The organism is Gilvibacter sp. (genome assembly GCF_013214815.1).
In the GTDB taxonomy this organism is placed as follows: Bacteria; Bacteroidota; Bacteroidia; order Flavobacteriales; family Flavobacteriaceae; genus Gilvibacter.
Window position 1 is genome coordinate 19,219 of record NZ_JABSPU010000001.1, and the last position, 21,575, is coordinate 40,793.

The 21,575-nt window shown below is 44.1% G+C and carries 18 protein-coding genes; 12 read left to right on the forward strand and 6 right to left on the reverse strand.

The window, feature by feature from the left end; translation table 11 throughout:
• Positions 1 to 3 precede the first annotated feature (3 nt).
• Positions 4 to 525, forward strand: a complete 522-nt coding sequence (locus tag HRT75_RS00085; RefSeq protein WP_291181829.1) for a hypothetical protein — start codon at positions 4 to 6, stop codon at positions 523 to 525.
• On the opposite strand, the gene HRT75_RS00090 is transcribed toward HRT75_RS00085, so the two are convergent.
• The gene (locus HRT75_RS00090; protein ID WP_291181831.1) at positions 517 to 2,577 is read right to left on the reverse strand and encodes a M1 family metallopeptidase; all 2,061 of its coding nucleotides are present in this window, start codon (positions 2,575 to 2,577) and stop codon (positions 517 to 519) included. The two genes, HRT75_RS00085 and HRT75_RS00090, sit on opposite strands and share 9 nt — an antisense overlap.
• 116 nt (positions 2,578 to 2,693) lie before the next feature.
• On the opposite strand from HRT75_RS00090, the gene recG reads away from it, so the two are divergent.
• A complete protein-coding gene (gene recG / locus HRT75_RS00095) occupies positions 2,694 to 4,799 on the forward strand; it encodes an ATP-dependent DNA helicase RecG (RefSeq protein WP_291181833.1) in 2,106 nt (701 codons plus the stop codon).
• A gap of 61 nt (positions 4,800 to 4,860) precedes the next feature.
• Here the strand turns inward: recG and HRT75_RS00100 are convergent, their stop codons facing one another.
• Together HRT75_RS00100 and HRT75_RS00105 are read right to left on the reverse strand one after the other, a co-directional pair.
• On the reverse strand, positions 4,861 to 5,967 hold the full coding sequence (locus HRT75_RS00100; RefSeq protein WP_291181835.1) for a DUF2911 domain-containing protein: 1,107 nt from the start codon (positions 5,965 to 5,967) through the stop codon (positions 4,861 to 4,863).
• Between the two features lie 99 nt (positions 5,968 to 6,066).
• A complete protein-coding gene (locus HRT75_RS00105) occupies positions 6,067 to 7,275 on the reverse strand; it encodes a TlpA disulfide reductase family protein (RefSeq protein ID WP_291181837.1) in 1,209 nt (402 codons plus the stop codon).
• 166 nt (positions 7,276 to 7,441) lie between these two features.
• On the opposite strand from HRT75_RS00105, the gene pheT reads away from it, so the two are divergent.
• The gene (gene pheT / locus HRT75_RS00110) at positions 7,442 to 9,871 is read left to right on the forward strand and encodes a phenylalanine--tRNA ligase subunit beta (RefSeq protein ID WP_291181839.1); all 2,430 of its coding nucleotides are present in this window, start codon (positions 7,442 to 7,444) and stop codon (positions 9,869 to 9,871) included.
• 3 nt (positions 9,872 to 9,874) lie between these two features.
• On the opposite strand, the gene HRT75_RS00115 is transcribed toward pheT, so the two are convergent.
• Together HRT75_RS00115 and HRT75_RS00120 are read right to left on the reverse strand one after the other, a co-directional pair.
• Positions 9,875 to 11,134, reverse strand: coding sequence for a T9SS type A sorting domain-containing protein (locus tag HRT75_RS00115; protein WP_291181841.1), 1,260 nt, complete (start codon positions 11,132 to 11,134; stop codon positions 9,875 to 9,877).
• A gap of 47 nt (positions 11,135 to 11,181) precedes the next feature.
• A complete protein-coding gene (locus HRT75_RS00120) occupies positions 11,182 to 11,751 on the reverse strand; it encodes a fasciclin domain-containing protein (RefSeq protein WP_291181844.1) in 570 nt (189 codons plus the stop codon).
• A 297-nt stretch (positions 11,752 to 12,048) separates the two neighbouring features.
• Between HRT75_RS00120 and hisG the strand changes: the two genes are divergently transcribed.
• The 9 genes from hisG (at position 12,049) to HRT75_RS00165 (ending at position 19,837) form a co-directional block, all read left to right on the forward strand.
• The gene (hisG, locus tag HRT75_RS00125; RefSeq protein WP_291181846.1) at positions 12,049 to 12,906 is read left to right on the forward strand and encodes an ATP phosphoribosyltransferase; all 858 of its coding nucleotides are present in this window, start codon (positions 12,049 to 12,051) and stop codon (positions 12,904 to 12,906) included.
• Complete coding sequence (hisD, locus tag HRT75_RS00130; protein ID WP_291181848.1) at positions 12,906 to 14,198, forward strand: histidinol dehydrogenase; 1,293 nt, start codon at positions 12,906 to 12,908, stop codon at positions 14,196 to 14,198. Before hisG ends, hisD begins: the two co-directional genes overlap by 1 nt.
• Positions 14,188 to 15,210, forward strand: a complete 1,023-nt coding sequence (hisC, locus tag HRT75_RS00135; protein ID WP_291181850.1) for a histidinol-phosphate transaminase — start codon at positions 14,188 to 14,190, stop codon at positions 15,208 to 15,210. Before hisD ends, hisC begins: the two co-directional genes overlap by 11 nt.
• On the forward strand, positions 15,207 to 16,301 hold the full coding sequence (gene hisB, locus HRT75_RS00140) for a bifunctional histidinol-phosphatase/imidazoleglycerol-phosphate dehydratase HisB (protein WP_291181852.1): 1,095 nt from the start codon (positions 15,207 to 15,209) through the stop codon (positions 16,299 to 16,301). The genes hisC and hisB overlap by 4 nt, the downstream gene beginning before the upstream one ends.
• Positions 16,298 to 16,885: an imidazole glycerol phosphate synthase subunit HisH gene (hisH, locus tag HRT75_RS00145; RefSeq protein ID WP_291181854.1), complete on the forward strand. Its 588-nt coding sequence runs from the start codon at positions 16,298 to 16,300 to the stop codon at positions 16,883 to 16,885. The genes hisB and hisH overlap by 4 nt, the downstream gene beginning before the upstream one ends.
• Positions 16,882 to 17,595, forward strand: coding sequence for a 1-(5-phosphoribosyl)-5-[(5-phosphoribosylamino)methylideneamino]imidazole-4-carboxamide isomerase (gene hisA, locus HRT75_RS00150; protein ID WP_291181856.1), 714 nt, complete (start codon positions 16,882 to 16,884; stop codon positions 17,593 to 17,595). Before hisH ends, hisA begins: the two co-directional genes overlap by 4 nt.
• On the forward strand, positions 17,589 to 18,341 hold the full coding sequence (gene hisF, locus HRT75_RS00155) for an imidazole glycerol phosphate synthase subunit HisF (protein WP_291181858.1): 753 nt from the start codon (positions 17,589 to 17,591) through the stop codon (positions 18,339 to 18,341). Before hisA ends, hisF begins: the two co-directional genes overlap by 7 nt.
• Positions 18,338 to 18,931, forward strand: coding sequence for a bifunctional phosphoribosyl-AMP cyclohydrolase/phosphoribosyl-ATP diphosphatase HisIE (hisIE, locus tag HRT75_RS00160; RefSeq protein ID WP_291181860.1), 594 nt, complete (start codon positions 18,338 to 18,340; stop codon positions 18,929 to 18,931). Before hisF ends, hisIE begins: the two co-directional genes overlap by 4 nt.
• A gap of 186 nt (positions 18,932 to 19,117) precedes the next feature.
• Positions 19,118 to 19,837, forward strand: coding sequence for a hypothetical protein (locus HRT75_RS00165; protein WP_291181862.1), 720 nt, complete (start codon positions 19,118 to 19,120; stop codon positions 19,835 to 19,837).
• Here the strand turns inward: HRT75_RS00165 and HRT75_RS00170 are convergent.
• Positions 19,834 to 21,465, reverse strand: coding sequence for an ATP-binding cassette domain-containing protein (locus tag HRT75_RS00170; protein WP_291181864.1), 1,632 nt, complete (start codon positions 21,463 to 21,465; stop codon positions 19,834 to 19,836). The two genes, HRT75_RS00165 and HRT75_RS00170, sit on opposite strands and share 4 nt — an antisense overlap.
• Between the last annotated feature and the right edge of the window lie 110 nt (positions 21,466 to 21,575).

Below are 21,575 nucleotides of genomic sequence, written 5' to 3' on the forward strand. Positions count from 1 at the left end.
ACTATGGAAATTGAACAGGTCTTAGGTTATGTCGCCTACTTATTGCCCGCCATTTTGGTTGGAATCGTTGCCTATTACTTTTTTAAGGGTCACACGGCCAATGAAGAAGGTCGCAGACGCTACCTCATTCAACAAGAAGCACAAAAGAACACCATTCCCATGCGTTTGCAAGCCTATGAGCGTCTAACCTTGTTCTTAGAGCGCATAGACCCAAACCGTCTTTTAACGCGAGTCAAACCTACCGGAAACAGCCTAGAGAACTACGAAAGCCTCTTGATTCGCAATATTGAGCAGGAATTTGATCACAATATCTCACAGCAGATCTATGTCTCTCAAGAATGCTGGAATTTGATCAATGCCGCTAAAAATGCGACCATTCACGTGATTCGCCAAGGGGTGATGCATGAGAAAGACAGCTCCCCGGACAATTTACGACAGTATTTATTGACCAATTTTATGGACGATGTAACTCCGTCTCAAAAGGCACTGGCCTATATCAGAAAAGAGGTTTCTGAATTATTCTAACACCCGCTGCAAATAGTCTTGTTCTTTTTGAGTTAAGTCAGATCTAAAAGATTGAATGGATTGAAGCGCGATTGGGTTGTCCAATTGCCGCTTTAGGAGTTCGCGTGCCTGATTGCGGAACCTCCAGTTGGGATGTACACAAGCATTAATCATGGACTTAAGGACCTGTTCATTGATGATCTGAATCTCCGATAAATAGTTGAGCGCCAATTCGCGTACCTCAAAACTATAGGTGTCTGAGGCGTACTCCATCAGTTCTCGGATATAATCGCGTTTTTTAGCCTCCTTGTAGTTCGGAGTTACTATGGCTAGGGTGAGCCATAATTGCCTAATATTTTTCTCTTTAAAGCCTACGGCGGAGGCCATTCGATCTAAATACCTCGATCTATCCTGCGGAAAACTACTCCACAAACGATACAGCGCCAACTCCTGCGTCACATAGGAATCATCCGTCAGCAAAGCTTCAAAATCTCCTTTAATGGCCAGAGGAATATTGTCCAAACTCTGCGCCACAGCCTGACGGACCAAAACGTGTTCATCGGCCAAAGCTGCCGTATACAAGGATAAACTCAGGTTCATCGGTTCTCCTGAGAGTTGGAAGACGGCCTCCTGCCCCAAGTATTCATTCTCACTGCTTAAAGCAGCAGCGATTTGTCTTTGTTTAGCGGCTAAATCTTGAGTTCGTAAAGCTTCTAGTGAAAGGTAAGCTGTGATAAATTCTGACTGTGTCAAATAATCCAGCGCCCAGGCAGATTTAAAAGAAGTCTGGTCAATCCATTGCTTTCGGAATTCGGTCATGTCCTTAGCTGTAACCTCAGTGACCACAGCGAAGAAGTCATCCAAAGTAGCATTATCAAAAGCGAAGCGCTCCAAATAGGTTTTTATGACTCGATCAAAATCGAAAGTACCCAACAACTCGTCCAACGCAATTAAAGCCCAAGTACCCTTCTCATAAAAGGTGAGCGAGCTTGCCTTGGGATTGGACAAGGCTTCCCCTTTTCCAGTATCACTACGACTGCGCAGCTGTTCTGCCGTGTTAAAGAGCTTCCAGTAATAATAATCGTCTCCAAAAAGCTCGCGTTCCGCCAATAGCGCGTAATAACTGGCAAAGCCCTCATGGAGCCAATGATCCGCAGCAGAGACCTCTGTGACGTAGTTGCCAAACCATTGATGGGCCAATTCATGAGCGTTTACGTTCACATAATTCTTATCGTTAAAGCCAATACTATCCACCACAAAAGCAGAGGAAAACACCGTTGCCGTGGTATTCTCCATTCCGGCATAGAGGAAATCACGTACGGGAACTTGTTTGTAATTAGGCCATGGATAAGGCACTCCAATTTTACCTTCCATAAAATCAAAGATCTCCTTGGTGTAGCGGTAGGTAGGCTCTACGTAAGCTTCGTCGCCCTTTAAATAATAGTTCTCAAGAGGTACTCCAGAACTTGAGCGCAACTCTTGTTTTTCATACTTTCCAATGGCAATCATCGCTAAATAACTCGACATGGGATGAGTCATATCAAAACCCCACTGCGTGCTTCCATTTAAAGTATCCTTGGAAACAAGACGCCCATTAGAGATTACGGTAAAGTCTTCATCCTTCAGCATTACATACAAATCAAAGATGATCTTATCGGTCATATCATCTAAACTCGGCAACCAATGACTGGTATATTTACCTTGACCTTGGGTCCAAACCTGATCGTTAAAGAAATACATCGTTTGTTGGGGCGCGGTTAAATAATAGATATCAGCAGCATAACTGTTCCCTGCTTTGAAGTCTCCGACAAACCAAAGCTTATCTTTAGTAGCCTCAGCATTAAATTTTTCTTCACTACTAAAAGATCCAATCTCGATTTCATGCGCATTCATAAAAATGGAATCCGTATCCTTTAGAACATCGAACTCGATACGTGCGTTCACACTGATGTATGCCGAATTTACAGCAGGTTTCACATTCGCTGCAATACGAGTAAAATCTACAACTGATTTTTGTTGACTGTAGCTGCTATAACAGATCAACAATAAAAAAATACAAAGAGAAATTCGCATATCCGCAAATTAACCAAAAGCCACAACAAACCACGGTTAGGACAGGAAACATTAACAATCCCATGAACTTTTTAACAATGGTAGGCTGTGGCTGGGGAAACAATTATTTTTAAATAATGAACGCGAACTACCTGCAAACTCCTATTGCATACTTGAAGGGTGTTGGGCCCAATCGGGCCGACGCCTTGCGTTCTGAATTGGGCATACACACCTATCAAGATCTACTTCATCTTTTCCCAAGAAAGTACATTGACCGGACCCAATATTTCAAAATTGGGCAATTACAAGACACTGGAGCGGAAGTTCAAATTGTAGGAATGCTCACCCATTTAAAAACGGTTTCTCAGAAAAAAGGCAACCGCTTGGAAGCAACTTTTGAGGATGAAACTGGGAGCATGAAATTGGTTTGGTTTAGAGGCCAAAAGTGGATGAAGGAGCGTCTTAAACTCGGAAAAAAATATGTCGCCTTTGGGCGAATCAATAAATTTCAGCAGTCCTTTTCCATGCCCCACCCTGAATTAGAATTGCTTACCGAACACGAAAAAAAGCTCCGATCTGGTATGCAAGCCGTCTATCCTTCTACAGAAAAATTGAGCGCAAAAGGGGTTACCAATAGGGCTGTAATTAACATGGTTGAACAGCTCTTTTTAGGAGCCAAAAATGAGTTCCAAGAAAGCTTGCCAACCCCCCTTTTAGAACACCTTAAATTACCCACTAAAAAACAGGCTCTTTTTGCAGTTCATTTTCCCAAGAATCAGAAGGTCCTAGCAGCGGCACAATACCGGCTAAAATTTGAAGAATTATTCTATATCCAATTACAACTTTTACGCAAGAATTATCAGCGTAAACAAAAAATCAAAGGCTACACCTTTGAACGGGTAGGGGATTATTTCAATACTTTTTTCAAAGACCATTTACCCTTTGATTTGACCGAAGCTCAAAAAAGAGTGATCAAAGAAATTCGCAACGACATGGGCAGTAATGCCCAAATGAATCGTTTATTACAAGGAGACGTAGGTTCCGGAAAGACCATAGTTGCCTTCATGTCAATGTTAATAGGACTTGACAACGGTTTTCAAGCTTGTCTAATGGCGCCGACTGAAATTTTGTCAGTCCAGCACTATAATGGGTTACTTCCTTGGTGTAAAAAACTCAATATCAGTGTTTATTTACTCACTGGTTCAACTAAAGCTTCAATACGTAAAGAAATCCACGAAAAGCTCGAAAATGGCGAATTAGACCTGTTAATTGGCACCCATGCTGTTTTGGAAAAGAAGGTTGTTTTTAAGAATTTAGGGCTTGCTGTCATAGATGAGCAGCATCGTTTTGGAGTTGCGCAACGCGCTCAACTCTGGAAAAAGAACGAACGCCCTCCTCATATTTTGGTGATGACCGCCACCCCTATTCCAAGAACTTTGGCCATGAGTTTATACGGCGATTTGGACCTCTCCGTAATTGACGAATTACCCCCTGGAAGAAAGCCCGTAAAAACGGTCTTGAGAAGTGATGCAAACAGGCTTAAAATGTTCGCCTTTTTAAAGGACCAAATTAGGCTCGGTAGACAGGTCTATATAGTGTACCCGTTAATCCAAGAAAGTGAGGCTTTAGACTACAAGGATTTGATGGATGGTCACGAGTCCATTTCCAGGTCATTCCCACGGCCTGAATTTCAGATCTCCATTGTCCATGGCAAAATGAAACCTGCGGACAAGGATTATGAAATGGATCGATTTATCAAAGGGGAAACTCAGATCATGATCGCCACTACAGTTATTGAAGTTGGAGTGAATGTCCCCAATGCCTCGGTGATGGTCATTGAGAGTGCTGAACGCTTTGGACTTTCTCAACTCCATCAGTTGCGTGGACGTGTAGGAAGAGGTGCCGATCAGTCCTTCTGTATTCTAATGATCGGGCAAAAGGTTTCCAATGAAGCCAAAACCCGTTTAGAGACCATGTGTGCCACTAATGACGGTTTTGAAATAGCAGAGGTTGATCTAAAACTTCGCGGCCCCGGAGATTTGATGGGAACCCAACAAAGCGGAATTCTCAACTTGCGCATAGCCGATGTAGTGCGAGACCGCGATATTTTGGCAATGGCGCGTTCTTTTGCAATGGAACTACTTAAGAATGACCCTAATTTGGAGCATCCGCTCAATGAGCCGGTACGCCGCACCTATATTGAATTGGCCAAGTACGGGAACATTTGGAATTTCATCTCCTAGCATTAAAAAACGCCTACAAACCGAAGTCCACAGGCGCTTTTCGAGAAATATAAAGAAAGATTTAATTGATGTCTTGATTGTTTTTAAGCTTCTCTAAGTTAGCCGCTACCCTCCCTCTACTGGCGTCATTAGGCGCATTAGCCAAAGCTTTCTCTAAGTGTTTAGCGGCTTGCTTGTAATCCCCTTGAGCGGAATAACCTCTTGCTAACCCATAATGAACAGGCCAAGTGTTGGGGTTTTCTTTTGCATTGCGCTTAAAGACCTCCATGGCTTTATCCACTTGTCCGGCAGCAATGAGTTGACGGCCGTATTGATGCATTTCCAATACGGTGGCCAGCTCCAAGGCATCTGCCATAATAGCCTCTGCCTCTGCTCCACGCCCTAAGGCGGTTAACAATTGTGCTTTAATCTGCAAGTTGGCATAGGTCTTTTGACTGTAAAACTTCCCAGCTATAGCGTTATCTATCCACCCGAGGGCTTCTTCTAGATCTGTATTGTTTTGCAAGGCGTAACCAGCTGCCTGTTCCCAGGTTTGACGGTTAAAGCCCGGCTGGTCTTGCATGGCTTTTCGTGCCTCTGCTAGTACTATATCTACTACGGGAACCTCTATCTTTAACGGAAATGCCATCTTTTCCCACTTAAGGCTCAAAATAGTGGAATTTGCAGTGATATCGCTGAACTCAAAGGCTAAGGTTTCTTGATGAGTAATAGTTTCTGGAGTGATGCGGATACGGGCAACGTCCTCACTTGGATCGTAAAAGAAACTTCCCCAAGCACTTGAATTGCTCGAGAGAATGATCGTTGCAGGTCTGTTCTCTTCTAAAGCAATGAAGTAACCATAAGTCCCAGCCGGCACTACTCCCCCGCCAATGATCACATCGTGAGTAAAGCTGATCTTTGTGTTCTCATTAGCACCTGCACGCCAAGGTGCAGCTTTTGAAGTTCCAAAACCTAAATTTTGAAAACCATAGTGGGCTATTGGGGTGCCATAAATCTCACGACCGCGTACGCTGGGTCTGGAATAATCTACATGAATCTCGGTAAGTCCAATGGTTTGACTGAGTGTGGCTTGAGGACTGGCAGCCCTTGGAGTTTGAATTTGAGCCTGAGCAGAACCTATAAGCAACAAGGTAAGCCCAATGACCAGGTGGGTAACGATCTTTGACATTTTGCTTTTGTTTAATTAGTTGATACCAAGGTAATGGCATCCCAAAAGCAAGGATGTTAGGGACCTGTTAATTAACAGCCAAACGATTGTTAATGTCTGTTACTCAGCGATTAGATCGTCCAAGAAAGCCTCAAAAGAAGTGACGAACTCCGTATACTTCGCTCCCGTTGCGGGGCCATTAAAGCCGGTGTGAATTTTACGCACCTCCCCTTTTTTATCCACAACGATGGTAGTCGGATAGCTGAGTACGGCATTGAGCATTGGAAGTTTATCGCTGGCCTCACTTTTAGAATCCGTTCCATACTGCGCCAAAACAATGGGATACTTTAAGTCAAAACGTGATTTCAATCGATCAATAGCCTTAAAAGCAGGTTCCGGAGTCTTTGAAAAGTCAATGGCCAAAGCAATAAATTCAACCTCAGAGTTTGGGTTTCTGGAAATGTAATCTGCAAAGTACTCGGTTTCATCCAAACAGTTTGGGCACCAGGTTCCCATAAGCTGCACGACCACTACTTTATCTTTGAACTGCGGATCATCCAAGGTCCAGGTCTTGCCTGCGGCGTCTGGAAAAGCAAAATTAAAGCGATCATAGCCTGGCTTTAAAAAGGTCAAGGAATCAGGATCCGTCAATTCATACTGCGGATTCAATTTTCCGTTGAATCCCGCTTTGTAGTGATTTCCACTGTAAAAGGTTCCGGCCTTTAAAGTGCTGTCCGTCACCTTGGCTGTGAACAGAAAGGAATGCGCTCCGTCAAAGGTGGAAAGTTTGAGATCACTGCCGTCTACCACACCCTCTAAATATCTGTAGTCTCCAGTCTCCGTTCGGATAGTACCCGTTACACTATTGTCGTTTTGCTCAAAAACTCCTTGTGCCGGATAGGTGCTCCAATCGTCTTCAATAAAAGTAATCTCCCAAGTACCAGAAACATCAGCAGTTGCCGTGTTTGTCTCTTTAAATCGCTCGCCATCTCCGAAGACCATTTCAAAAGGAATGGAACGCTCCATATTGGCAATGACAAAGTCGCCTTTAATCATATCATCACTTAAAACACCTTCAAACACTCCAGCAAATACAGGATGTGCAAGGGTCACGGTATCACCCTGAATGCTAATGTTTGTAATGGTTATTCGCTCGTCTGCATTTCTAATTACTGCAGTCCCATCTGCCTTAAATTCAAGATTGAATGGCAATAATATTTGGTCTTCCAATTCTAAAGTAGCGCGCCAATCTCCCGTTTTTATTTGAGGTTCGGTATCACCGCAAGACACAAGGATCAAAGCACAAAAGAAGGGAAGCAAAAAACGCATAATGTTGAAATTTTAGCTATTGGTCGAAAGATGTAAAAGTACTTACAAATTTCAACGAACTAAAGTCAGCCATCGGATAAATACAAAAAATACACAGCAAAGCCTCAATTCGCTATGACTTCAACGGGTAAATGCTATCTTTGCAGCTTAAACAGCGCTAAGGGGCATGAAGATATCTTACAACTGGCTTAAACAGTTTATCAATATTGATTGGGATCCTGAAAAAACAGGAGCTTTATTGACTGATCTCGGACTTGAGATCGAAGGAATTGACCGCTTTGAATCCGTACCAGGAGGTCTGGAAGGGGTTGTGGTTGGACACGTTTTGGAATGTGGTCAACACCCTAATGCAGACAGACTCAAACTGACCAAAGTTGATATTGGAACCGATGAGCCCGTGCAAATTGTTTGTGGTGCACCAAACGTGGACGAAGGACAAAAGGTACCTGTAGCTACGGTAGGTACTACCCTTTATGACGCTGAAGGAAAACCGTGGAAGATCAAAAAAGGAAAGATCCGCGGCGAGGTAAGTATGGGAATGATCTGTGCAGAAGACGAGCTCGGCCTGGGCGATTCTCATGACGGTATTATGGTTTTGGACGAAGCCCTTACTCCGGGAACCCCAATGAATATGGTGGTTGACGTTGAGATTGACCATGTGTTTGAAATTGGCCTTACACCGAACCGAGCGGACGCGATGAGTCACTGGGGAACAGCTCGTGACCTTCGCGCTGGACTTTTACAACAAGAGATCAATATTGAACTCATAACGCCTTCTAACACCAACTTTAGAGTAGACAATCGTTCCAACAAGATTGACATAAAAGTTGACAATAATGAACTCGCACCGCGCTACTGTGGTGTAACTATTAGCGGTTTGCAAGTAGCTCCTTCACCAAAGTGGTTACAAAACCGATTAAAGGCCATTGGGCTTACCCCAAAGAACAATGTAGTAGACATTACCAACTATGTGCTGCACGATCTTGGACAACCTTTGCACGCTTTTGATGTGGCGAAGATCCAAGGAGGTGTGGTAGAAGTTAAGACCCTTGAAGCTGGAACTAAATTCACTACTCTAGACGGAGAAGAGCGCAGTTTGCACCAAGACGATCTAATGATCTGTGATGCAGAGAAACCGATGTGTATCGCTGGTGTTTTTGGCGGACTGGAAAGCGGAGTGACCGATCAAACTACGGCCATCTTCTTAGAATCAGCTTATTTTGACCCTGTAAGCGTTCGTAAGACCGCAAAGCGACACGGACTAAACACAGATGCCTCCTTCCGTTTTGAACGCGGCATTGACCCGAATATCACCGAATACGCCTTGATGCGTGCGGCCATCTTGATCAAAGATCTGGCCGGAGGCGAGATCACCAGTGATGTGATCGATATCTATCCGAAGAAAATAGAAGACCATCAAGTAGTATTGAACTTTGACAATGCAGCCCGCTTGATCGGACAAGAAATACCAAGAGAGACCATCAAATCCATTTTGACCTCTCTGGACATAAAGATCAATAATGTGACCGAAACCGGTATTGGGATGACCATTCCTGCTTACCGCAACGACGTAACACGTGAAGCCGATGTGGTGGAAGAAGTGCTGCGCGTTTACGGCTACAACAATATTGACTTTGGCAAAAAACTCAATGCCTCGATCTCAGAGAACAAGCGCATTGAAGATTACCGCATTCAAAACATCACGGCCAATCAGCTGACTGCAATTGGCTTTAATGAGATGTTGGCCAACTCCTTAACCAAGCCAGATTATATCAGTCTAACAGCAACTTTGGATGAGAAGCAAAACGTGGCGATGCTCAACCCTTTGAGTAACGATCTTTCTGTATTGCGTCAATCCATGTTGTTCACCACGCTTGAAGCCGTTGCTTACAACAAGAATCGCAAAGCGGGTAGCATTAAGTTATATGAGTTTGGGAAGACCTATCACCAAGAAGGTGACAGCCGTATTGAACATAAGCATTTAGCGGTTATTGCAGAGGGAACGGTTTATCCGGACCACTGGGCGCATAACGGTTCTACAGAGATTGACTTCTTCTATTTGAAAGGAGTGGTTAGTGGGATTTTAGAGCGCTTAGGCCTCACAAAGTACACCGAACAGCCGAACTCCGCAGATATCTTCTCAGAAGGAATCAGCCTAAAAATGGGAGATACAGAGTTGGTAGCCCTTGGTGTTGTGCATCCTAAGATCACGGGGCACTTTGCCATCAGCAGCCCTGTTTTCTATGCCGATTTTAATTGGGACGCTGTTTTAGCGGCCTTGTCTACGGGAGAAATTCTTTTCAAAACCATTTCCAAGTATCCTGCTGTAAAGCGTGACTTTGCTTTGCTTCTGGATGAGGGAGTAAGTTTTGAAGCACTTCACGCTGCGGCCTTTGCCACAGAGCGCAAATTGCTTAAAGAAGTACAACTCTTTGATGTGTATACCGGGAAATCCTTACCAAAAGGAAAGAAGTCCTATGCCTTGAGTTTTACTTTGGCTGATGAGAACAAGACCTTAACGGACAAGCAGATCGATAAGATCATGGGACGTTTGCAGCAAGCTTTTGAAACTAAGTTCGAAGCCCAGTTGCGCTAAGCCTTACCTCTTAATAATCTTTTTGATCAGCACTTCACCGCCTGCTGTCTCTACGCGCACATAATAGGTGCCTGTAGACCAATTAGCTGTGTTTACTTGAAGTTCTGACACAGTATTCACTGCGTTTTGAAGCACTTGCTGACCCAGTTGATTGTACACTGCGATCTCTTGGATGTCTAGACCGTTTGAGTTTAATTGTAACTGATCTTGAACAGGATTTGGAAAGAGGCTAATATTAGTCTGAGCGAACTCATCCACTCTTAAAGGATTACAGGCTGGGTCGCTACCCGAAGCTTCGTTGAAGACTCCTTCTTCTATGCTCCAATTGAGCCATTCCCCCCCACTGGCAGTTTGCCAATCGTTGAGATCAAAAGTATGCTCTCCAGTTTCGGTTCCCTTTACGCGGTAAGCATAAAGGGCTTCCCCGCCTCTTGACCAGGTAATTGGGTTCGATGCGCCCATAACTTCTGGACCTGGAACGTCCAAATTACAGTTGGAATGAATGAAATAGACGTTGTCATCAAAACTCGGATACTCTCCAAAGATGCGCGCAATACCATCCGGAGCAATACATACCGCTGTGAATTCATCACAAGCAATGCCACGGGCGTTCACCCCCATATCTACCATTGCACGGGCTAAAAAAACACTGTGACGCGCTCTGCGATCAGGATCATCGTAATGGGTGTCGGTGATCACACCGGAGAGATAATCAATATCTAAAAAGGGAGCGCCACTTAAAGTTATGTTTGGATGATAAGGATTGGCGGTGGCCTCTTCAGAAGTGACCGTTCCGTTTTCCGCTGTGAAATAAATACTGCCTAAAATAGCCATCCCTGCACTGATGCCTCCAACAACTGCGCCTCGTTCCGAGATCGCATCATTAATTCCTGTAGCGACGCCGGTTCCGCGCCAGAAAGACACATAATCCCATTGGTTGCCGCCGGCAAACCATATGGCTTCCGCACGATTGATTTTGTCTAAAACATAAGGCTCACTGGCCGCAGTCCAATCATTGAAAACAATGGTTTCTACGGAATTGACCGATACCCCTAACTCCGAGTAGAAGTAGTCGTTGTAACCATCTGCTCCACTGGCACGAAGTACCAAAACATCACCGCCATTGGCTCTCTCTAAAAACCAAATCATGGCCGGATCGTTCTCTCCTGCACCTCCCATGAGGACTGTTCCCCCATCGCCGACAACCTCAGCATCTGTTGGATTACCCGTGAAATAAGAAGTATAATTGGTCTGTGCTGTCATCCATCCGGAGCAACATAAAAGCAGTGTGATTAGCAGTTGGTTTAAATTCATTGTTCTATTAAAAAGGCGTCCACTACATGGATAAAGCCTAGTTTGTGATAGTAATTAGTTGCCGTTATTGTTGCTGCAGCCGCGTGCGGGATCCGCAATTGGATCTGACTCCCTCCCGATTTAAATTCCGGATCAATATCTGCGGGAGACCTAAAGTAGGCGGAACCTCCGTTTTGTTGCAGGTTGCGCTGCAGACTGTTTTGATCTACTCTACCGATGATGACGTGACGCATCAATGCTGCCTTTAGGGCATCGGCATTAGAAGCTGTCAACATTTTTTTAAGCGCTTTTTCATCATAGGCAGAAAAAGCAGTGTCCGTTGGTAAAAATACCGTCACCATACCTAGTTTATCGATCTCCTCTTGGGCATTGGTCAGCTCAAAGATCTTAGTAAGCACCGTAAATTGACTGGTGTTTTTGATATTCTCATAAATACTCTTGGTAGGAAAGATGGTATCATTCCCTATCAGTTGATAGGATTTTGAAGCGACTCCTGCTTGGTAGTCTTGCCCAAGTAATGGGCTGACTGTCAAGACTAACAAGAGCACTGTTATTAAATTTTTCATAGCAAAGTAATTTACGCTAAGATATCAATTCTACGGAAGATTCAAAGGGCTTCCAAGTAGCGGGATTTAATTATTTGTTAATTTTCAAAGCATATACTTGCCTGAAATAAAAAAAGGTTTCAACTTTGCAATCAATAACGAAACAATGAATTTAGTACAGTTACATCATCACCATGCACACTCTGGCCTTCAGGCGAGCTAGTATGGTATTGTAAACTGTTTAAAACCATATAACCCGTCTGAGCAATCAGACGGGTATTTTTTTACCGCTAATTGCTCAGACCATTATTTAAAAAAATGAGCAGATTAAAAATTGCGATTCAAAAGAGCGGTAGACTTCACGACAAATCCATCGAATTATTAAAAGATTGTGGCGTTTCCGTTCAAAATGGAAAAGATCAACTCAAGGTCCGCGCTGCAAACTTCCCCTTGGATATCTTGTATTTGCGCAACTCTGATATTCCAAAATACTTGGAAGACGGTGTGGCAGATATTGCCATTGTTGGAGAGAACTTACTGATCGAAAAACAAAAGAATGTAAGCGTGATACGACCACTAGGATTTTCCAAGTGTCGTGTTTCCCTTGCGGTACCGAAGTCAGTGGCCACAGATGATCTAAGCTACTTCAATGGTAAACGTATTGCAACCTCCTACCCCAATACTCTAAAGCGCTTTTTGGATGCGGAAGGGATACAAGCAGACATTCACCAAATTGCCGGATCTGTGGAGATCGCTCCAAACATAGGCTTGGCAGACGGTGTTTGTGATATTGTGAGTTCTGGGAGTACACTCTTTAAAAATGGCCTGCGTGAGACCCAAGTGATCTTGCGCTCCGAAGCCGTTTTGGCCAAATCACCCGACCTCAGCCCCGAAAAGGAAGCCATCTTGGATAAGCTAAGTTTTAGAATGGATGCGGTTTTACGCGGAAAAGCTTCAAAATACGTATTGCTTAATGTACCTAACGACAAAATTGACGCAGTCTCCGCGCTGTTGCCGGTTTTAAAAAGCCCAACTATTCTTCCTTTGGCTGAAGAAGGTTGGAGTTCTTTACACACAGTTATTGACGAATCGCAGTTCTGGGATGTTATTGAAGAGCTCAAAGCTGCCGGTGCAGAAGACATCCTTGTAGTTCCTATTGATAAAATTGTACGCTAATGAAAGTCTATGTTAACCCTCCAAGAAACCGCTGGGCCAAGCTTTGTGAGCGACCCAGTATTGATCGCGAAAATCTAAGCAGCACCGTGGGCAGCATCATGTCCGCTGTCAAAGAAAACGGTGACGCTCAATTGTTGGCTTATGCACTTGAATTTGATAAGACTGAACTAAACGAGGTATCGGTTACCCCATCAGAAATGGAACAACAAGCGGCAACTGTAGCCCCAGCTTTGCAAGAGGCCATTCAGCAAGCTGCAGCAAATATTGAGAAGTTTCACAAAGCACAACGCAGCACTCCAGAAAAGATCACCACTACCCCAGGAGTTACATGTTGGAGAAAGCAACTGCCCATTCAACGGGTAGGACTTTATGTCCCTGGTGGAACCGCGCCACTTTTCTCTAGTCTACTGATGCTGGCCATTCCGGCCAAATTAGCAGGCTGTAAGACTATTGTGGTTTGCACTCCTCCGAATCAAGAAGGTAGTATTGCCCCTGAGATTGCTTATTGCTGCCAACTATTGGGCTTAGAGCAGGTTTTTAAAGTTGGAGGTGCACAGGCTGTTGCGGCGATGACTTTTGGAACGGAGTCGATTTCCAAAGTGGATAAGATCTTTGGACCGGGCAATCAATACGTAACCCGAGCTAAAGAGATGAGTCTTAACTATGGGTTAGCCATTGACATGCCTGCAGGACCGAGCGAAGTACTCGTAGTAGCAGATAAAAATGCCAATCCAGAATTTGTCGCTGCAGATCTACTCTCTCAAGCAGAACACGGCAGCGATAGCCAAGTTATTTTAGTAGGCGATGATCTAAAGACCATAGGCGATGTTTTAGTGATCGTCAATGAACAGGTAGAAAAACTCCCGCGAGTCGCTTTAGCCAAAGAAGCGCTAAAAAATAGCAAAGCCCTGGTTTTTGATGATTTAGACACCTGCATGGAATTCAGCAATAATTACGCTCCGGAACACCTCATTCTCGCTTTAAGAGAAGATGACCATTGGGCAGAAAAGGTCACGGTAGCCGGTTCCGTTTTTATGGGGAATTACACTCCAGAAAGCGCAGGTGATTATGCCTCCGGCACCAATCACACTTTACCGACCAACGGTTATGCCCGTCAATATAGTGGAGTTTCTTTAGACAGCTTCGTCAATAAGGTCACCTTTCAACAGATCAGTGCGCAGGGCATTCAAAAACTTGGACCAATAATTGAAACCATGGCAAAGGCAGAAGGCCTTGAAGCACACAAGAATGCAGTAACAGTAAGACTTAATGCTTTGAAGAATGGAAATTAAAGAGGTAATTAGACCTGATCTTTTAGCGTTGAAGCCCTACTCCAGCGCTCGTGATGAATACACGGGAAAAGCTGGGGTTTTTCTAGACGCCAATGAGAATCCTTACGGAACGTTAAATAGATATCCCGATCCTTATCAACGCGCTCTCAAAGCTGAACTTGCAGAACTTCGAAATGTTGACTCAAACCAGATCTTTGTGGGTAATGGTAGCGACGAGGTAATCGATCTGTGCTTTAGACTATTTTGCAGGCCCGGAATTGACAAAGCACTGCAATTCAGCCCAACTTATGGCATGTACAAAGTATCTGCAGCTATCAACAATATTGAATTATTGGATTGCCCATTGACTGCCGATTTTCAGATCGATCTAGAGTCGGCTCTAAAAACGATTGATAGCGAACAACCCAAATTGATCTTTATCTGTTCGCCAAACAACCCAACGGGTAACCTGATTGATAAAGCGATCATTAAAAGCATCGCTCGAGCTACTAAGGGCTTGGTTATCGTAGATGAAGCCTATATTGACTTTGCAGATTCAGAGAGTTGTATCAGTTTGCTCGAGGAATTAGACAATCTGATCGTCTCGCAGACTTTTAGTAAAGCATGGGGCTTAGCAGCGGCACGAGTTGGAGTCGCTTATAGCTCTGAAGCTTTGATCGGATGGCTGAATAATATCAAACCGCCCTACAACGTGAGCGGACTCAATCAAGCTGCTGCTCTGGAGGCTTTAACAGATCGTGAAGGTTTTGCCCAACGCAAAGCGGCTATCCTGAAAGAAAAAGAACGCTTGATCATTTACTTTGGACAATTGGATTGGGTGCAAAAGGTGTATCCTACACAGGCGAACTTTGTTCTAATCAAGGTGCCGCAGGCTACAGCCCTATACGAGCAACTTATTGAGCAACAAATTATAACCAGAAACAGAAGTTCGGTGATCGCAGATTCATTGCGCATCACAGTAGGAACTCCAAAAGAAAACGACATACTCATCAACGCATTGAACAACTTATGAGCAAAAAAGTATTATTTATTGACCGAGACGGAACACTCGTCATTGAACCGCCTGTAGATTATCAATTGGACAGCTTGGAAAAACTGGAATTCTACCCAGGAGTTTTTCAGTGGCTCGCCAAGATCAATCAAGAATTAGACTACACCTTAGTCATGGTAACCAATCAAGACGGATTGGGAACAGATTCTTTCCCAGAAGACACCTTTTGGCCTGCACACAAAAAGGTGATGCAAGCCTTCTCTAATGAAGGAATTGAGTTTTACGGTGTGCATATTGACCCTACGCTGCCGGAAGACAAGGCTCCAACCCGCAAGCCAGGCACTGGAATGCTTATGGAATACATTCACGGAGACTTTGATCTGGAAAAGTCCTTTGTAATTGGCGACAGAACTTCTGATGTGGTGTTGGCTCAAAACTTAGGGAGTCAAGGGATTCTCATTGCGGACGAGCCTTTTGAAGACGCAGCACTCACTACCAAAAGCTGGGAAGATATTTATCGCTTTTTAAAAGGACAAGACCGCAAATCTGTGGTAAACCGAAACACCTCAGAAACACAAATCAGTATTGCCTTAAACCTAGACGGAAAAGGTAAAGGTGTGATCCAAACAGGCCTAGGATTCTACGATCACATGCTAGAACAAATTGCCAAGCACGGTGGGTTTGACCTGGACATTCGCGTGCAGGGTGATCTGCATATTGATGAACACCACACCATAGAAGACACAGCGCTTGCCTTAGGTTCTGCTTTTAAAGAAGCCTTAGGAAGTAAGAAGGGCGTTATGCGTTATGGTTTTCTTTTACCCATGGATGACGCCTTGACTCAAGTTGCCATTGATTTTGGAGGCCGACCTTGGCTGGAATGGGATGCTGAATTTAAGCGCGAAAAAGTTGGCGATCTGCCGACGGAAATGTTCTTCCACTTTTTCAAATCCTTTAGCGATACAGCACAATGCAACCTGAATATCAAAGCAGAAGGTGACAACGAGCACCACAAGATTGAAGCGATCTTTAAAGGATTTGCCAGAGCCTTGCGCATGGCGGTTTCCAAAAGTGGGTCTAATGATATTCCAAGCACTAAAGGAAGTTTATGATCGCAATAGTAAAATACAATGCGGGCAATATTCGTTCCGTAGAAAACGCCTTAAAACGCTTGGGAGTGGACTGTGTGATCAGTGATGATCCTGAAGTCTTGAGCAAGGCCGAGAAGTTGATCCTTCCCGGAGTTGGTGAAGCATCTTCTGCCATGGCTTATTTGCGGGAACGCGGTTTGGATCAAGTGATCAAAGAGCGCATTAAACCTACCCTTGGCATCTGTTTAGGGCTTCAGCTCTTTTGCGCCCGATCTGAAGAGGGAAATACCGAATGCCTCGGGATATTCCCAGAGGCTGTAAAACGCTTCCCTCCAAAAGAAAAGGTGCCGCATATGGGCTGGAACGAGCTCACAGCATTGAAAGGCCCGTTGTTTGAAGGAGTGCAAGCCAATAGTGATGTATATTTTGTTCACAGCTTTTATGCCGAAAGTGGCCCGGATACTGTCGCGGCCTGTGACTATATCTTGCCCTTCTCCGCAGCATTATCTAAAGGAAATTTTTACGCCACACAGTTTCACCCCGAAAAATCAGCAGATGTGGGAGAACAAATCTTGGCCAACTTTTTAAAATTACCCGCCGTATGAGAATCATACCAGCCATAGACCTCATTGAAGGTAAATGCGTACGCTTGACTCAAGGAGATTACAACCAAAAGACCATCTACAATGAAGATCCTTTGGAGGTCGCCAAGGAGTTTGAGGCACACGGTATTCAATATTTGCATTTGGTAGACCTAGACGGCGCTAAGAGCAAACAAATAGTAAACCACAAGGTTTTGGAGCGTATCGCCACAAAAACATCCTTAAAAATTGATTTTGGAGGAGGCGTTAAATCCGACGAAGACATTCGTATTGCCTTTGAAAGCGGAGCCCAACAAGTCACTGGTGGCAGTATTGCGGTTAGCGCTCCGGAACTCTTATCCAGTTGGTTAAAGCGTTACGGCAGTGAGCGTCTCATTCTTGGAGCGGATTGCAAAGACCGCATGATCGCTACTCACGGCTGGCAGCAGGCTTCTAGTTTAGAGGTCACGGAGTTTATCAGTCAATACTTAAAACAAGGCGCGCAATATGTGATCTGTACAGATATTGCCAAAGACGGCATGTTACAAGGGCCAAGCTTTGAATTGTACCGCGAACTTTTAGAATTAGAAGATATCAAGTTAATTGCCAGCGGAGGGGTTACTACCCTATCAGAATTAGAGCAACTCCAAGCTATGGGTTGTGAAGGTGCCATTGTTGGCAAGGCCATTTATGAAGGTACCATCGCATTAAAAGACTTAGAGAAACTATGTTAAAGAAACGCATCATACCCTGCTTGGATATTAAGAACGGACGTACCGTTAAAGGAGTCAATTTTGTTGATATTCAAGATGCTGGTGATCCTGTTGCGCTTGCCAGACAGTACGCGCTTCAAGGGGCTGATGAACTGGTATTCTTGGACATTACCGCGACTATTGAAGCTCGTGACACGCTGATCCAATTGGTAGAAGAGATCGCAGCGAACATCAACATTCCATTTACTGTGGGCGGAGGGATCACCTCTGTTGCTCAGGCCAAAGCGCTCATTAGAGCTGGGGCCGATAAGGTCAGTGTGAATTCGGCGGCAGTAAAACGCCCGGAATTGGTTCAGGAATTAGCAGCAGAATTTGGTTCTCAATGTGTAGTTGTTGCTGTGGACACCAAGTTTGAAGATCCGGACTGGACCGTATTTGTAAGCGGAGGAAGAACGCCGACAGGAATAAAGACTTTAGACTGGGTAAAACAAATGGAAGCTCTAGGAGCCGGAGAAATCCTATTGACTTCTATGAACAACGACGGAACCAAAGCAGGCTTTGCTTTAGACATTACCGAGGCCGTAGCAAGCAGTGTTCAAATCCCAGTGATCGCCTCTGGGGGAGCTGGAACCGTAGAACACTTTGCAACGCTCTTTGGGCAGACTACGGCGAGTGCGGGGCTAGCCGCCAGTATCTTTCACTACGGAGAGATCCCAGTACCCGAATTAAAATCAGCTTTAAAAACAAAAAACATCGCCATAAGATGACACCTAATTTCAACAAATCTGCAGATGGGCTATTGCCTGCAGTAATACAAGATTACAACACACGCCAAGTACTTATGGTAGGCTATATGAACGCAGAAGCCTTTGAAAAAACACTGGCTGAAAAGCGCATCACCTTTTACAGCCGTTCCAAAGAACGCTTGTGGACTAAAGGCGAAAGCTCTCAAAATTATCTAGAACTCAAAGAACATTTCATCGATTGTGATCAAGATGCTTTGCTATTCCTTTGCGAACCAGCTGGACCAACTTGTCACACCGGAACTCAAAGTTGTTTTGCAAACGATAGCGCTTTGGGCTTTTTGCGTCAGTTAGAAGCTACCATTGACAAAAAGATCGCAAGCGATGAAGCGGAATCCTATACTCGAGCTTTGGTCCAGCGCGGAATCAACAAGGTAGCTCAAAAAGTAGGTGAAGAAGCCGTGGAGTTGGTCATTGAGGCCAAAGACAATAATGACGATTTATTTAAAAATGAAGCAGCAGATTTGCTCTATCACCTGCTTATTTTGTTGAACGTTAAAGGGCATTCTTTGGCAGATATAGAGGATATCCTTAAACAACGTTCTAAAAAATAAAATTTAACAATACAGCCATTTGGAATGTAGCCATTTAGCGTGTAACTTTGAGTAAAAATTGGGTATGAGCTAAGCTAAAAAGGATTTACCACCTTACCCACCTAATTCAAAAATCCTTTAGCGAACTCTAGAAAGTGCAGCACAATTTTGATTGATTCGTTGTAAGAATTATAAAAATTTGATCGGATGAGACTAAGCACCAATATTGAGCGCGAACTAAATAAAAGAAGAGCTAAAGATGCTCCAGAAGGATCTATTTTAGATCAAATTCAAGGCATATTAGCGGCAAACGAGGATCAAAGACAGGATATCCATACCCGTCTTAGAAGCAGAGCCACCAGCGATGCGAACGCCTTTGATCTGGATCAACTCGAGACAGATCGCATCTATCATATAGATACCATAAAATCAATTTGCGTAGACTATCGTTTGCGTTTCTTGAATGCTGCTTTGTTCAAAAGTGAGTTTCCGGAAGAGGCGATCAGTAAGATTCGTGAATTAGAAGATACTCATGATACCGCACTGAACGGTTTTAAGCTGATGGCACCGTCCAAACTCTTTAAGCTAGAGAATGCAGACGATCCATTACTCTTTGCCCCTATTGGGAACGGTTACTACTATTTGATCCACAAATGGGGGAATGACCTCAGCGGGGTGAGAAAGCTCTTGGTGTGGCCTGTAAAGAACTTTGACAATATGATCTTCAGCATCTTTGTGGCAAGTATCCTGCTTACAGCGATCTCACCTATGGGTGTTTTCACCAATAAAGAAGTGGGCATGCCGGAATACGTCATGCTGTTCCTCTTTATGTTCAAGGCTGTAGCCGCTGTCGTCCTATACTATGGATTTGCTGCCGGAAAGAACTTCAATACAGCAATCTGGAATTCCAAATACTACAACGCCTAAGCGTTTACCGCGTACATTTTTTCACGCAGTTCTTTGATCTTCGGATCAGACATATACTCGTCAAAAGTAGTGTAACGATCAATGATGCCTTTAGGTGTCAGTTCAATAACACGATTACCTACGGTTTGAGCAAACTCGTGGTCATGAGTGGTGAATAAAACCGTTCCTTTAAAATTCTTAAGCGAGTTGTTGAAGGCCGTAATGGATTCCAGATCCAAGTGGTTGGTAGGCTCATCCAACATCACCACATTGGCGCGGAGCATCATCATTCTACTTAGCATACAACGCACTTTTTCACCTCCGGAAAGTACATCAGAATTCTTTAAGGCCTCCTCTCCGCTGAAAAGCATTTTCCCTAGGAATCCACGAATGTAAACCTCTTCCCGCTCTTCTTCAGTAGTAGCCCATTGACGCAACCAATCTACCAAAGAGATCTTCTCAGAAAAGTAGGCATCATTATCTGCAGGCAAATAGCTTTGAGTCGTAGTCACTCCCCACTGATACTTTCCGCTATCTGCATCTTGTTCCCCATTGATGATCTGATAGAAAGCCGAAGTCGCACGAGAGTCTTTCGCGTAAACCACTACTTTATCTCCTTTAGCGAGGTTTAGATCAATATTTGTAAAAAGAGTTTCTCCTTCAATGGATGCCGATAGATTCTCAATGTTTAGGATCTGATCTCCCGCTTCACGCTCTCGCTCAAAAATGATCGCAGGATAACGTCTACTAGACGGTTTAATATCTTCAATATTGAGTTTGTCGATCATCTTTTTACGAGAGGTAGCCTGTTTAGACTTCGCCACGTTCGCGCTAAAACGCGCAATAAATTCCTGAAGTTCCTTCTTTTTCTCTTCTGCCTTTTTGTTTTGCTGCGCACGTTGACGCGCCGCTAGCTGACTGGACTCGTACCAGAATGTATAATTCCCTGAGTAATGATTGATCTTACCAAAGTCAATATCACTGATGTGCGTACATACCGCATCCAAGAAGTGACGGTCGTGAGATACCACGATCACACAGTTGTCGTAATTGGCCAAGAAATTCTCCAACCAAGAAATGGTTTCATAATCCAGGTCGTTGGTAGGTTCATCCATGATCAATACATCCGGATTTCCAAAAAGCGCCTGCGCCAAAAGCACACGTACTTTTAGTTTCCCATCCATATCTGCCATAGGCGTATAGTGAAACTCTTCTTTGATCCCTAAGTTAGAAAGTAATGCGGCAGCATCGCTGTCTGCATTCCAGCCGTTCATCTCCTCAAAGATCACCTGCAACTCACCTACTCGTTCTCCGTCTGCATCGTTAAAATCTGGTTTGGCATAAATTTGATCCATCTCCGTCTTAACCTCGTAAAGGGGCTTATTTCCCATGATCACAGTCTCCAAAACCGTGTGCTCATCAAAGACGTTGTGGTTCTGTTCCAAGACAGACATACGCTTACCAGGCTCTAAGTGAACCTGTCCAGAAGTAGGTTCCATTTTCCCAGAGAGGATCTTTAAAAAAGTAGATTTACCCGCACCGTTGGCACCGATGATCCCGTAGCAGTTACCATTGACAAAGGTGGTGTTTACCTCATCAAACAGAACGCGCTTACCAAATTGAACAGAAAGATTAGATACTGAAAGCATGATTCTCGTCTTAAAATGCGCCGCAAAAATAGGCATAAATGCGGGCTTTATAAAGGTTTTATAACCCAATTATTTTAACGAGCGCTTAACACTGTTCTCTGCAGCAGGAG